Source organism: Stenotrophomonas sp. 1L-E-5-B-C3 (genome assembly GCF_057292075.1).
The window spans coordinates 119,872-132,561 of sequence record NZ_JBXAWS010000003.1 but is presented as its reverse complement, the minus strand read 5'-3'; the positions used below and the strand labels follow the sequence as shown (position 1 = coordinate 132,561).

Here is a 12,690-nt window from a genome sequence, read left to right as displayed (position 1 = left end):
AAGCATCCATGCAGGGACCGGTGGCGCAGCCTAGCGGGTGGCCCGAAAAATTCCGTTGGCATCAGTGTCGGCTGAAACCATCGCCCCGTGCGGCCATCGGCCCGTGGCAGAATCGGGCGATCCGCCGTTACCCGTGTTGCCGATGTCGACGATCACCGCTGCCGCACCGCCCGTGAATTCCCCCCGCCGTGTCCTGCTGGCCAGCCTGATCGGCACCACCATCGAATTCTTCGATTTCTACATCTACGCCACCGCCGCGGTGCTGGTGTTCCCGCACCTGTTCTTCCCGGACAGCAGCGAACAGGCGGCGCTGCTGCAGTCACTGGCAACGTTCGCGGTCGCGTTCATCGCGCGTCCGGTGGGCTCGGCAGTGTTCGGCCACTTCGGTGACCGTATCGGCCGCAAGGCCACGCTGGTGGCCGCGCTGCTGACCATGGGCCTGTCCACGGTGCTGATCGGTTTGCTGCCGACTCACGCGCAGATTGGCTTGTGGGCCCCCGCGTTGCTGGCGCTGTGCCGCTTTGGCCAGGGCCTGGGGCTGGGCGGCGAGTGGGGTGGGGCAGTGCTGCTGGCCACCGAGAACGCACCGCCGGGCAAACGTGCCTGGTACGGCATGTTCCCGCAGCTGGGTGCGCCGCTCGGCTTCCTACTGTCGGCCGGCATTTTCCTGGTGCTCGGCCGCTGCCTGAGCCAGGATGACTTCCTGCAGTGGGGCTGGCGTATCCCGTTCGTGGCCAGCGCACTGCTGGTCGGCCTTGGCCTGTGGGTGCGCCTGAACATCCACGAGACGCCCGATTTCAAGAAAGCGCTGGAGCGCAAGGCGCCGGTGCGGCTGCCGATGTGGACGGTACTGCGTGACCATCCGGTGCCGATGCTGCTGGGTACCCTGGGCGCGTTCGCCACCTTCGTGCTGTTCTACCTGATGACGGTGTTCAGTCTCGGCCATGGCACCGCGGTGCTGGGCTACAGCCGCGAGCAGTTCCTGCTGATGCAGATGGCCGGCATGCTGTTCTTCGCGCTGGGTATCCCGCTGTCGGCGCGCTATGGCGACCGTTGGGGCACGCGACGCACGATGATCGTCGCCAGCGTACTGATCGTCGGTTTCGGTGTGCTGTTCGCGCCGCTGTTCCAGCCGCACAGCCCGTGGCTGGTCACTGGCTTCCTGTGCCTGGGCCTGTTCCTGATGGGCCTGACCTACGGCCCCTGCGGTACCTTCCTGGCCGAGATCTACCCGGTGGAGGTGCGCTATACCGGCGCGTCGCTGTCATTCAACCTGGCCGGCATCCTTGGCGCGGCACCGGCGCCGTACCTGGCCACCTGGCTGGCCGAACGCTTCGGCCTGGTCGCGGTGGGTTACTACCTGTGCCTGACTGCGGTGGCGACCCTGTGCGCGCTGGTGGCACTGCACCGGCGCGCCCTGAGGCTCAACCAAAGAAGCGCTTGAGCGTACGCCCCAGCCAACCGCCCCCTTGGTGCTCGCGGGCGAACTGGTTCAGGTGCGCCTTGACCTGTTCGGCATAGGCCTGGTCATCACCGCGTATGTGATTGAACAGCCAGCGTGAGAGCATGGTGCGCAGTTCGTCGCTGATGTCCTCGCCGGCCTGGAAGCGCATGCGGTATTCCGATACCCGCTTGATGAAGACCTCATGCACGCGCTTGTGCGCGGCACAGAACGGGTAGCCCGCTTCTTCCATCAACTCTTCTTCAAATGCGAAGTGCGACATGGTGTAGTCCACGACCTCGTCGATCACTTCACCCACCGCCGCACGCTGCATGCTGGCCTGGGCCACGTGCAGGTGGTTGAGCATTTCGATGATGCGGCGGTGTTGTTGGTCGATCACATCGATGCCGATGTTCAGATCGTCCTGCCAGACCAGTAGTGCCATCCCCGGCTCCCCTTCATGCGTATGTCGGGGCCGACTGTAGAGCCGCCGCGCGGGTGCGGCGTTGATCTGGATCAAAGCGGGCCGGTCAGGGTAGCGCAGGCTCGCGCGGGCGCAGCGGGCTGGCCACCGTGGTGCAGCTGACCCGGTTGCGGCCACCGGCCTTGGCTAGGTACAGCTGGCGATCGGCCTCGGAGATCAGCCGATGCAGTGCATCACGCTGCGGGCGCAGGCAGCACAGGCCGATGCTGACGGTCATGCGAAGCGTCGCGGTGCCGATGTCCACTTCCAGTGCGGCGATGCGCTGTCGCAGTTCCTCGAAGTACTGCAGTGCCTCGTCCTGTTCCATGTCCGGCACCAGCAGGCAGAACTCCTCGCCACCGAAGCGTGCGATCAGGTCCTGGCTGCGTGCATGCGCGGCCACCGCACCGGCCACCGCACGCAGCGCATCGTCGCCGGCTTCGTGGCCATGGGTATCGTTGATGTGCTTGAAGTGGTCGATGTCGATCATCGCCACCGCCACGCACTGGCCATGCAGCTGCAGCTGCGGCAGCTGGCGCTGGCTCTGTTCCAGGAAGCAGCGGCGGTTGGGCAGACCGGTAAGGAAGTCTCGGGTGGCCAGATCCTGCAGGGTGCCGATCAGTTCCAGCTGGTCCACGTTCTGCGAGACCCGGCAGAAGAATTCCTCGCGCGAGAATGGCTTGCGCAGGAAGTCGTTGGCACCGTTCTTCAGGAAGCGCGGGATCAGCGATGCGTCGGTGTTGCCGGAGATGCCGATCACCGCCACCTTGTCGCGCGAGCGCAGGGTACGCAGGCGGCGGGTGAATTCCACGCCCTGCATGCCCGGCATTTCCTGGTCGACCACCGCCAGGCGGATTGCCGGATGCGCCTCGATCGCGGCCAGGCCCTCGTTGCCATCGGCCGCTTCGTGCACCTCATGGCCATACATGCGCAGCAGGGCGGCGGCATAGCCGCGCGCGGACGGCGAATCGTCCACCACCAGCGCCGCGATGCGACGGTTGCGTTCCAGCCGCTGTACCAGCCACACCAGGTAGTCGATGCTGCCGGGGGTGTTCTTCAGTACGTAGTCGATGATCTGCTGCTGCAGCACGCGCTTGCGCAGGTCCTCGTCGTACACGCCGCTGACCACCACGGTCGGCAGGTCGCGCTTGAGGAAGAACTCGACCACCGCATCGCGGTCGCCGTCGGCCAGCACCAACCCGGTCAGTACCAGGAACCAGCCCCCATCTTCGCTTAGCAGGCGATCGGCCTCGGCCAGGGTGGAGGCGATCACCACCGGCAGTTCCAGGCGCTGCTCGATGGCCTCGCGCAGCATGCCGGTGAAGGCACGGGAGTTTTCGACCAGCAGGATCCGCTGCGGCAGCGGATCGGCCAGGTCGCCATCGACGGCGGCCTGCGGCAGGACGGGCATGATGCGGTGGCTCACAAGGGAGGGCTCGGCACGGATAGCGGCGGTTTCGGGCGCAACTTTAGCGGAGCAGCATGCCCTGCGCGTCGTTCCCCGATCAGGCAGGCGATGCGAATGCCGCCGGTGTACCCGCAATCGATTCATGCAGGATGAGCCGGAGCCGGTTGCCACGGCAATGCACCGTGCCGCCGTAGGCCATTATCCGTCCGGCCAGACGCTCGGTGGCCTGCTGAACGGTCCGGTTCGACAGTGTGCAACCGCGATCAAGCAGGCCCACGACCACCAGGATGCCGCGGCGATCGCCAGTCTGGCCGCTCCGGGCGCGCACGCTGACCTGTCCCGATTCCAGCTCCAGCAGCAGCGACACCGCCTCGATCAGCGAGCGATAGATGGCAAGCTGCAGATCCACAGTCAGCAGGCAGGGGTTGCCCTCCAGCCGGGGCGGAATCACGCGATGGGTGTTGCTCCAGTTCTCGCATGCGCCGCCAACCCGCAGCGTGATGTACAGCCCAACCTGCTCCAGCCCTGTCGGGTACACCAGACTGGCCTGCTCACGGAACAGCCGCGAGTGCACGGATGAGGCGTGCTGCAGGCTGTTGGCCACCGCATGATGCCCCTGTTCCTTCAGCCAGCTGACCATCTCGCCGAGCGAACTGTCCATCCCTTCGCCCAGCTGCTTGAGATGGGAGGCGCGCTCGCGCAGCTCGCGCTCGCTGGTCTGGTGCGAGCTGCGTGCGAGGCGCAACGTGGTTTCCTCTGCCAGGCTTCGTGACTGCGCGCGTTGATGGTGATAGCTGATGCTGGATCCCAAGGCGAGCAGCGCGACGCTCATCACGGCCATGTTCTGCTGGGTGGCAAACGTGCCCAGGTCGAACGAGGACGGTAGGCCGGTGCTGGGGGTGGCAAAATGGAGTGGAAGGTTCAACAGCGGAATCGCGATGGCCGCGCCACGCCAGCCATGCATGAAGGTCAGGGCGATGGCGGGCAGGGCGGCCAGCAGCACCATATGCGTCCGCGTGGTGTGGGCGCTGATGGCCGTAAGCTGCAAGCACAGCCCCAGCACCAGCATCACCAGGATCGCCGGGACGGTGGGTGCGACAAAACGGTGGGCCCAACCTGGATCGGCGTGCCGTCGCGACCAGAGGAATGCCAACGGCACCAGGGTGATGATGGCGGCGAAGTGACCAAAGATCGTGCGATCAACTGCGCTAAGCAGGTTGCTCGGCGGCGGATTCGACCAGAGAACATATGAAATGCTCAGATTGAGAGCTGGTACGAACAGTGCGGTACAGATCGACAACGAAAGCAGCCAGAGGCCCGTGGCTGCCTCGGACGGCATTCTTTTCCGGTGCAGATAAACCACCAGCATCGCCATCGGCATCAGCAGCGTCGACGCCAGGATGACCCAGTCCAGCCCGTAGCTGTCGATCATGGGGATGCGCAGGGTTGCGAAGTACGCATACTCGCCGAACAGCAGGTAGGGCCACAGGCGGGTCGGGACGGTCAGGAGTGCCGCTGCCCGGATGCCCGCGGGCAGGAAGAATTGATCCAGCGAGAACTGACGCGAGACAAGGCAGCTCAAGGCGTAGACGGCCGCGAGAGCGATTCCGACGGGTCGGATCCGGAAGCTCAGTTCAATTGCTTCTTTGAATCGGTCCAAGCCCCCGCCTCTTGTCTCCCGGCCAATGATGGCTGGTCATTTCTGCAGACACTAGCGACAGTTGGAGATGGGCGCAATCGAGGTGTCTGGCCTCCCTTTGCGCTGCAATCGGCGGCTTCCCACGCTTCATGGCGACATGCTCAGCAGTGCGGCGGCATGGCCACCTGCGGACGGTGAATCATCCACAATCAGCGCGCCCATGTGTCGATCGCGTTCCAGCCGCTGTACCAGCCACACTCGGTGGTTGATGCTGTCCGATGTGTTCGCCATCACACAATCGACGATATCCTGCTGTTGCACGCGCTTGTCCAGGTCCTTGTCGCAGATGCCCCTGGCCCGCACCGTCGGCGGATTTCACTGCAGGTATTGGCGATTTCGGACGCAGCTTCGGCGTGGCAGGGGTTTGCATCGATCCAGTGGATTATGTCCGATAGGTACTGCGGAGTGCGCCCGGTATATGCTGATGCGATTGGCGGTAGCATCCTTCTTGATCCGTATTGCATCCAACCTGGAGGTCAGTGTGAGAAGTTTCCGAATTCATGCATTTGCTGGTGCATTGATGTTGGTGCCGGTATCCGTTTTTGCATTTGCCCCGAGTGACGACCATGGAATCAAGATGGCCGGCCAAGGGCTGGGCCAGTCGATTCCGCAGGCACAGGACCTGAGCGTGGATCCCGGCTGGTTGGTCTATGGGTTCGAGCGCGATGGCATGGATTATTTCCAGGTAAACGATCTCGCGGGGCACGTGCACATCGTGATCGGCAATGCTGCCGGCACGTTCTGGGTGCTGCCGGCAGGTGACCCATCTGCGAAGGTGTCGTTGCCGGAGCAGCGCCTGCCTGTTCCCGCCAAGGCCATCAGAACGGTTGTCTATCGGGCCCCCGCATTCACGCTGGTCAGATATGCAAGCGGAGCTGATGTGTTGTGGGCGGTCGAGGCACCCTGATACTGCCTGTTGCCGGGATATCGGCAAGCGTCAGTATCAGACCGCGTGGGTACCCGGTGTTCGCCGGGTGCCCATGACGCCCTGGGTCAGGGGGAAGAGCGGGAGGCTCATGCGATTCTGCTGCGTTGGTTCGATCCGGTCGCTTGACTGTGAAATGCACTACTGCAGCGCAGAGGGTGCGGGGCAGCTGTACCGCGATGGAGCACTGGGTACTGTCTCAAGTTTGGTTTCGCGGTCGAGGAACAGGATCCTGACCCGGTTGCGATAGCAGTCAACGGTCCCGTCATAGGGGAGGGTTCGCCCGGTCAGTCGCTCGAACGCTGCCATGGTTGTCTGCTGGGAAAGGCGCCTACGCTGTTCCAGCAGTGATACGACCATGAGGATTCCGCGCTTGGAGCCCATTCCGCCGCATCTTGCACGAATGCGAATCTGACCACCTTCATGCTTGAGAAGAATGGAGACCGCATCAATCAGTGTCCGGTAGGCGGCCAACTGCAGTTCCACGCTCAGGTTGCAGGGGTCGCCTTTCAGGTCCGGGCGGAGAACGCGCTCCGTCAGCTTCCATGACTCACGGATGCCACCCGCCTGCAAGGCCACGTAAAGCCCAAGATGCTCCAGGCCCGAGGGATAGACCATGCTGGTCTGTTCGCGAAAGAGCCGCGAATGTACATTCGAGGTATGCAGGAGGCTGCTGGCCACTGCGTGGTGTCCCTGGGCCTTGAGCCAGTCGGCCAGCTCAACCAGCGACGTATCGATGCCGTCGCCGAGTTTGCGAAGGTGCAGGGCACGTTCACGCAGCTCCATCTCGCTGGCCAATTGCGAGCTCCTCGCAAGATGGATGGCGTCCCTTTCCCCCATCTCGCGCAGCCGGTAACGATGGTAGAAGTGGGTGATGCGTGATCCGAGCAGCAGCAATACGATGCCGCTGATCGCCATGATCTGCTGGGTGATGAAGGCCGCGGGATCGAATGCGGTTGGATGGGTGTTGGGCGTGGTCAGGCCGATGACCATGTTGAGCACCGGCACTGCAAGGGCAGCACCCTTCCAGCCATACAGGCAGGTAAGTGCGGCCGCTGGGAGTGCCAACAGCAGCAGGAACGTCGCCTTCAATGCAATCCAGTCTGTGGGCAGTTGAGTCGCTGCCATCCCGATCAGCAGCATCGATGAAAGGGCTGCCAGCATCGGAATCTTTCGCCGTGCGTTCCACTCCTGCCCCACGTCCTGTCGCGCCCACAGCATGGCGATGGGGGCGACCGTCAGAATGCCGATGAAATCACCCACGCTGAAGCGCGCGGCATTGGTCAGGAAGGGCGTGGAAGGGGGTGTTGGCCAGAGCAGATGGGAAAAGCTCAGGTTGAGCAGCGTAATAACGACGCTGGAAGCGGCGGCAATCAACAAGAGGCCGATCGTCTGCGACTCCGCCATCAGTCGCCGTTGCAGCTTCACAATCAGCATCACCGCTGGCATGAGGAACGCGGATGCAACAATGACCCATGTCAGACCGTACTTCTCGATCATCGGCACGCGGGACTGTGCAAAGTACGCATATTCGCCCAACAGCAGGTAGGGCCACAGGCGCGGCGGGCACAACAGCACGGCTGCCACCCGGATGCCGGCTGGCAAATAGAACTGATCCAGCGACAGCTGTCGGGTTGTCCAGTAGGCAACTGCATAAAGCAAGGCAAGCATCAGACCAGCCGGACGAATGCGCACCTTCAGCAACAATCCTTCTTTCCACCAGTCCAATCGCACGTCCCCCTCTCCTACGTGTCCCCTGTCAGCATCCATTCGCCGCGGGGCCCGGTTTCTCAGGACGGTATCGGTCTGCGAACGATTATGCAATTGCACAGCTGCGCATTTAGGAAATTGTCCAGCCATCCATCACAGATATTGCGTGAAATTCTGTGACGTGTGCAGCACGATCAGCGCTGCGGTACGTTTGTCAGAACGTTCAATACAGGTGGAGATGCAGAATCTTCACCACAACGCATCCCGCAACTTGTACCAGGACATCGCCGCCACCAGCAGCGGCGTGCGCAGCAGCCGGCCACCGGGGAAGGGGGCATGCCGCAGGCGCTGGAACACGTCCAGGCGCTCGCTCTGGCCGGCAATGGCGGCGGCGATCACCTCGCCGGCCAGCCCGGCGGAGGCCACGCCATGGCCGGAGAAGCCCTGTGCGAAGTACAGGTTGCCATCCAGCCGGCCCCAGTGCGGGGCGCGGTTGCGGGTGATGTCCACATAACCGCCCCAGACCTGGTCCAGGGCCACGTCGGCCAGCTGCGGGAACACCTGGTGCATGCGCCGCTGCATCACGCCGTGCAGGCCGGGTGGGGGCAGGGCCGAGTAGCTGGCGCGGCCGCCGAACAGCAGCCGGTGGTCGTGGCTGAGGCGGAAGTAGTCCAGAGCCCATGCGGTGTCGGCCACGGCCATGTTGTTGCCGATCAGGGCCCGGGCGCGTTCAGCACCCAGCGGCTGGCTGGCGCCGATATAGGTGCCCACCGGCATGATCCGCCGTTCCAGCTCGGGCAGCAGGCCCTGCAGCCAGGCGTTGCCGGCCACCACCAGATGCGCAGCGCGCACGCTGCCCTGAGCGGTATGCAGGGAAGGCTGTGGTCCCCGCTGCACGCGGGTCACCGCGGAGTTCTCGTGGATCACCACGCCGGCGGCGCGCGCCGCATCGGCCAACCCGCGTGCATACGCCAGCGGTTGCAGGTGCGCGCTGAGCGGGTCGAACATCGCGGCGCGGTAGCGTGGGCTGTCCAGCTGCGCGCGCAGGGCATCACGGTTCCACCATTGCATCGGGTAGTCGTAGTGGCGCTGCAGGTGCTCGCAGTTGGCCAGTAGTTCACGCTCATGCCGTTCGCGGATGGCGACGCTGGCATGGCCTTCCACCCAATGGCAGTCGATGCCGTGGCGATCGATGCGGGTGCGCATCGCCTGCACCGCGTCACGCGACCAGTCGAACAGGTGGCGCGCATCGTCGCGGCCGAGCTGGCGCTCCAGCTCGTCCACCTCGCAGCCATAGCCCACCAGCGCCTGGCCACCGTTGCGACCGGACGCGCCCCAACCGATCCGCTGCGCGTCCAGCACCACCACGCGCTGGCCACGCGTAGCCAGTTCCAGTGCTGCGGTCAGGCCGGTGTAGCCCGCGCCAAGCACTGCGACATCGGCCTGCACATTCCCCTGCAGCGAGGGAAGTGCGGGCGGCTCGGGCAAGCTGGCGGCGTACCAGCTGGGCGGGAAGGCGGCGCTCATCGCAGGCCTTGCGGGCGCAGTACGGACGGGCGGAGCGGGGGAGGGCGATCAGCGTTCACGCGCTTAGTTTCGCCGATGCGTGACGGCCATGGTGTGACGGCGACGACTTGCCGCGTTCGCCGGGCGACGGGTAACGTGTCGGCACGCCAAGGAGTTTTCCCATGCGCCGCCTGCCCTGGGTGGGCCTGCCCACCGACAGCACCGTGCTCGGCCATCACCGCTTTGCGGTGGCCGGCGAGAAGTACGTGCGCGCGCTGGCCGATGCAGCCGAGGTCACACCGGTGGTACTGCCGAGCCTGCAGCCTCCGTTGCCGGCTGGCGACTGGCTGCACGGGCTCGATGGCTTGCTGTTGACTGGTGCGGTCAGCAACATCGAACCGCAGCACTACGAGGGCGGCCGCAGTTGGCCCGGCAATCCGCATGACCCGGCCCGCGATGCCAATGCGTTTGCGTTGCTGCACGAAGCGCTTTCGCTGGACATGCCGGTGCTGGCGATCTGCCGCGGCTTCCAGGAAGTGAATGTCGCGCTCGGTGGCAGCCTGCATCCGCAGGTGCATGCGGTGCCGGGCCTGGCCGACCACCGCGAAGACCCGCAGGCGCCGGTGGAGGTGCAGTACGGGCCGGCCCATGCAGTCACCCTGGCCGCCGATGGCTGGCTGGCCACGTGGCAGGGCAGCGATCGCGCGCAGGTCAATTCGGTGCACGGGCAGGGCATCGCCCGCCTCGCCGAAGGCCTGCAGGTCGAGGCCTGGGCCGACGATGGCCTGATCGAGGCCGCACGCAGTCCGCACCATCGTTTCGTGCTCGGCGTACAGTGGCACCCGGAGTGGCGTGTCATGCAGGCGCCGTTCTATCACGCTATTTTCCGTGCGTTCGGCCAAGCTTGCCGGCAGCACCAACAGAACCGACTGGATTCCCGATGAGTTCCCGAACGCGCCCGCGCAAGACGGCTACGCCCCCCGCACCGCAGGAAAGCAGTCTGCTGCGCTGGCTGAAGGAGCGGCGCATCACCGAGGTCGAATGCCTGGTGCCGGACATCACCGGCAACGCGCGCGGCAAGATCATTCCCGCCGACAAGTTCTCTCATGATTACGGCACGCGCTTGCCGGAAGGCATTTTCGCGACCACCGTAACCGGCGAGTTCCCGGACGATTACTACGACCTGACCTCGCCTTCGGATTCGGACATGATCCTGCGTCCGGACCCGGATACCGTGCGCATGGTGCCGTGGGCCACCGATCCGACCGCGCAGGTCATCCACGATTGCTACACCAAGACCGGCGAGCCGCACGAGCTGGCGCCGCGCAACGTGCTGCGACGCGTGTTGGACGCTTACACGGAGCTGGGCCTGCGCCCGGTGGTGGCGCCGGAGCTGGAGTTCTTCCTGGTGCAGAAGAACACCGATCCCGATTTCCCGCTGCTGCCGCCGGCCGGTCGCTCGGGGCGGCCGGAAACGGCCCGCCAGTCCTACTCGATCGATGCGGTCAACGAATTCGACCCCATCCTCGACCTGATGTACGACTACTGTGATGCGATGAAGCTGGACGTGGATACGCTCATCCACGAGTCCGGCGCGGCGCAGCTGGAAGTCAACTTCACCCATGCCAATGCGATGGACCTGGCCGACCAGGTGTTCCTGTTCAAGCGCACCATGCGCGAATCGGCGATGCGTCACGGGGTGTATGCCACCTTCCTGGCCAAGCCGATGGAGAACGAGCCGGGCAGCGCCATGCACATTCACCAGAGCCTGCTGCGGATAAGCGATGGCCAGAACGTGTTCACCGGCGAACATGGCGGGGAAGATTTCAGCCCGTTGTTCGCGCACTACCTGGCCGGCCTGCAGAAGTATGTGCCGATGGCCATGGCGTTCTTCGCGCCGAACGTGAATTCCTACCGCCGGCTGGTGTTTGGCGAGGTCTCGCCGAGCAACGTGCACTGGGGCTTCGACAACCGCACCTGCGGCCTGCGCGTGCCCTTGGATACGCCGGAGAACATGCGTGTGGAGAGCCGCTTCGCTGGCTCTGACGCCAACCCTTACCTGGCGATGGCTGCGACCCTGGCCTGTGGCCTGCTCGGTATCCGCGAGCGGCTGGCACCGGATGCCCCTGTGACCGGCAGCGCCAAGGAGCTGGGCTACAACCTGCCGCGCTCACTGGGCGAAGCGCTGGACGGGCTGGAGCAGTGCAGCGAGCTGCAGGCCCTGCTGGGCGAGCGCTTCTGCCGTGCCTACATTTCGGTCAAGCGCAAGGAATACGAGACCTTTTTCCGTGTCATCAGTTCGTGGGAGCGCGAGTTCCTGCTGCTGAACGTCTGAGCATCTGGAATAGAAAAATCCGCCGCCGGGGGGTAGGCTGGCACCCGTCGCCGGCCCCGCCGGCCCCCCCTTCCCGCATTCTGGAGCACCCGATGAAGCTGCGTATCCTCACGCTCGGCCTGGCCTCCGCCATGCTTGCCGCCTGCAGCGGTGGCAATGGTGGCGCGCAGGACAGCCAGGTCCTGAACGTCTACAACTACAGCGACTACATCGCCGAGGACACCATTCCGACCTTCGAGAAGGAGAGCGGGATCAAGGTGACCTACGATGTGTTCGACAGCGATGAGATGGTCGAGACCAAGCTGCTGGCCGGCAACAGCGGCTACGACGTGGTGGTGCCGACCCTGAACTTCTTCGGTCGCCAGATCCAGGCCGGCGTGTTCCTGCCGCTGGACAAGAGCAAGATCCCGAACCTGGCCAACCTCGATCCGGCGGTGATGAAGCGCATCGCCACCCAGGATCCGGGCAACCAGTACGGCGTGCCGTACATGATCGGTACCACCGGCATCGGCTACAACGTGGAGATGCTGAAGCAGCGCTTCGGCGGCAGCACCGACATCGCCAACAGCTGGGACCTGGTGTTCAAGCCGGAGAACATCAGCAAGATGAAGGACTGCGGCGTGACCATCCTGGACACGCCGGCGGACATGATCCCGATCGCGCTGCATTACCTGGGCCTGGACCCGCACAGCGGTGACCCGGCCGAGCTGCAGAAGGCGGCCGACCTGCTGAAGTCGATTCGCCCCTACGTGCAGAATTTCCACTCCTCGCAGTACGTGGGGTCGCTGGCCAATGGCGGCACCTGCCTGGTGGTCGGCTGGTCGGGTGACATCATCCAGGCCCGCGACCGCGCCGAGGAGGCCAGCAACGGCGTGCACGTGGCCTATTCGATCCCGAAGGAAGGCGCCCCGCAGTGGTTCGACATGCTGGCGATCCCGAAGGATGCCAAGCATCCGGAAGCCGCATACGCCTTCATCAACTACCTGCTGCAGCCGAAGGTTGCCGCGGCCAACACCAACTTCATCCACTACGCCAACCCGGTGCCGACCGCGACTCCGCTGGTGGATGAGGCGATCCGTACCGACCCGACCATCTACCCGCCGGCCGACGTGGCCGAGAAGATGTTCACCTATTCGATCAACACGCCGGAAACCGACAAGCTCTACACCCGGCTGTGGACCGAAGTGAAGACTGGCAGGTAAA

At 64.5% G+C, this 12,690-nt stretch carries 11 protein-coding genes; 5 read left to right on the top strand and 6 right to left on the bottom strand.

Features of this window, described 5'->3' with window-relative positions; translation table 11 throughout:
• Positions 1-142: 142 nt before the first annotated feature.
• Complete coding sequence (locus tag AC0Z6F_RS05645; protein ID WP_132809734.1) at positions 143-1,444, top strand: MFS transporter; 1,302 nt, start codon at positions 143-145, stop codon at positions 1,442-1,444.
• Here the strand turns inward: AC0Z6F_RS05645 and AC0Z6F_RS05640 are convergent.
• From AC0Z6F_RS05640 to AC0Z6F_RS05625, 4 genes are all read right to left on the bottom strand, one after another.
• Positions 1,425-1,886: a bacteriohemerythrin gene (locus AC0Z6F_RS05640; protein WP_004151683.1), complete on the bottom strand. Its 462-nt coding sequence runs from the start codon at positions 1,884-1,886 to the stop codon at positions 1,425-1,427. The two genes, AC0Z6F_RS05645 and AC0Z6F_RS05640, sit on opposite strands and share 20 nt — an antisense overlap.
• Positions 1,887-1,971: 85 nt before the next feature.
• Positions 1,972-3,315 carry a diguanylate cyclase gene (locus AC0Z6F_RS05635; RefSeq protein ID WP_032969409.1) on the bottom strand — a complete coding sequence of 448 codons (1,344 nt, stop codon included), beginning with the start codon at positions 3,313-3,315 and terminating at the stop codon, positions 1,972-1,974.
• A 94-nt stretch (positions 3,316-3,409) separates the two neighbouring features.
• On the bottom strand, positions 3,410-4,972 hold the full coding sequence (locus AC0Z6F_RS05630; RefSeq protein WP_004151685.1) for an MASE1 domain-containing protein: 1,563 nt from the start codon (positions 4,970-4,972) through the stop codon (positions 3,410-3,412).
• A gap of 126 nt (positions 4,973-5,098) precedes the next feature.
• Entirely contained in the window at positions 5,099-5,272 is a 174-nt protein-coding gene (locus AC0Z6F_RS05625) for a hypothetical protein (RefSeq protein ID WP_154354664.1), read from the bottom strand.
• Positions 5,273-5,429: 157 nt separating this feature from the next.
• Here AC0Z6F_RS05625 and AC0Z6F_RS05620 point away from each other — a divergent pair, with 157 nt between their 5' ends.
• Positions 5,430-5,918, top strand: a complete 489-nt coding sequence (locus AC0Z6F_RS05620; protein ID WP_004151687.1) for a hypothetical protein — start codon at positions 5,430-5,432, stop codon at positions 5,916-5,918.
• Positions 5,919-6,077: 159 nt separating this feature from the next.
• Here AC0Z6F_RS05620 and AC0Z6F_RS05615 read toward each other — a convergent pair whose 3' ends face one another.
• Complete coding sequence (locus AC0Z6F_RS05615; protein WP_004151688.1) at positions 6,078-7,670, bottom strand: MASE1 domain-containing protein; 1,593 nt, start codon at positions 7,668-7,670, stop codon at positions 6,078-6,080.
• Positions 7,671-7,895: 225 nt separating this feature from the next.
• On the bottom strand, positions 7,896-9,173 hold the full coding sequence (locus AC0Z6F_RS05610; protein ID WP_485617840.1) for an NAD(P)/FAD-dependent oxidoreductase: 1,278 nt from the start codon (positions 9,171-9,173) through the stop codon (positions 7,896-7,898).
• A gap of 161 nt (positions 9,174-9,334) precedes the next feature.
• On the opposite strand from AC0Z6F_RS05610, the gene AC0Z6F_RS05605 reads away from it, so the two are divergent.
• The 3 genes from AC0Z6F_RS05605 to AC0Z6F_RS05595 all read left to right on the top strand — a co-directional run bounded on the left by AC0Z6F_RS05605 (position 9,335) and on the right by AC0Z6F_RS05595 (position 12,689).
• Positions 9,335-10,096 carry a gamma-glutamyl-gamma-aminobutyrate hydrolase family protein gene (locus tag AC0Z6F_RS05605; protein WP_485617838.1) on the top strand — a complete coding sequence of 254 codons (762 nt, stop codon included), beginning with the start codon at positions 9,335-9,337 and terminating at the stop codon, positions 10,094-10,096.
• Positions 10,093-11,487 (top strand): glutamine synthetase family protein, encoded by a 1,395-nt coding sequence (locus tag AC0Z6F_RS05600; protein WP_046984963.1) that lies wholly within the window; start codon positions 10,093-10,095, stop codon positions 11,485-11,487. The genes AC0Z6F_RS05605 and AC0Z6F_RS05600 overlap by 4 nt, the downstream gene beginning before the upstream one ends.
• Positions 11,488-11,579: 92 nt before the next feature.
• Positions 11,580-12,689, top strand: a complete 1,110-nt coding sequence (locus AC0Z6F_RS05595) for a polyamine ABC transporter substrate-binding protein (RefSeq protein WP_004151739.1) — start codon at positions 11,580-11,582, stop codon at positions 12,687-12,689.
• Position 12,690 lies beyond the last annotated feature (1 nt).

Bases quoted from the DNA above. Each gene is read 5' to 3' on its own strand.
- AC0Z6F_RS05605 (WP_485617838.1), top strand. From the start codon at position 9,335: ATGCGCCGCCTGCCCTGGGTGGGCCTGCCCACCGACAGCACCGTGCTC.
- AC0Z6F_RS05620 (WP_004151687.1), top strand. From the start codon at position 5,430: ATGCTGATGCGATTGGCGGTAGCATCCTTCTTGATCCGTATTGCATCC.
- AC0Z6F_RS05610 (WP_485617840.1), bottom strand. From the start codon at position 9,173: ATGAGCGCCGCCTTCCCGCCCAGCTGGTACGCCGCCAGCTTGCCCGAG.
- AC0Z6F_RS05595 (WP_004151739.1), top strand. From the start codon at position 11,580: ATGAAGCTGCGTATCCTCACGCTCGGCCTGGCCTCCGCCATGCTTGCC.
- AC0Z6F_RS05600 (WP_046984963.1), top strand. From the start codon at position 10,093: ATGAGTTCCCGAACGCGCCCGCGCAAGACGGCTACGCCCCCCGCACCG.
- AC0Z6F_RS05645 (WP_132809734.1), top strand. From the start codon at position 143: ATGTCGACGATCACCGCTGCCGCACCGCCCGTGAATTCCCCCCGCCGT.
- AC0Z6F_RS05640 (WP_004151683.1), bottom strand. From the start codon at position 1,886: ATGGCACTACTGGTCTGGCAGGACGATCTGAACATCGGCATCGATGTG.
- AC0Z6F_RS05635 (WP_032969409.1), bottom strand. From the start codon at position 3,315: ATGCCCGTCCTGCCGCAGGCCGCCGTCGATGGCGACCTGGCCGATCCG.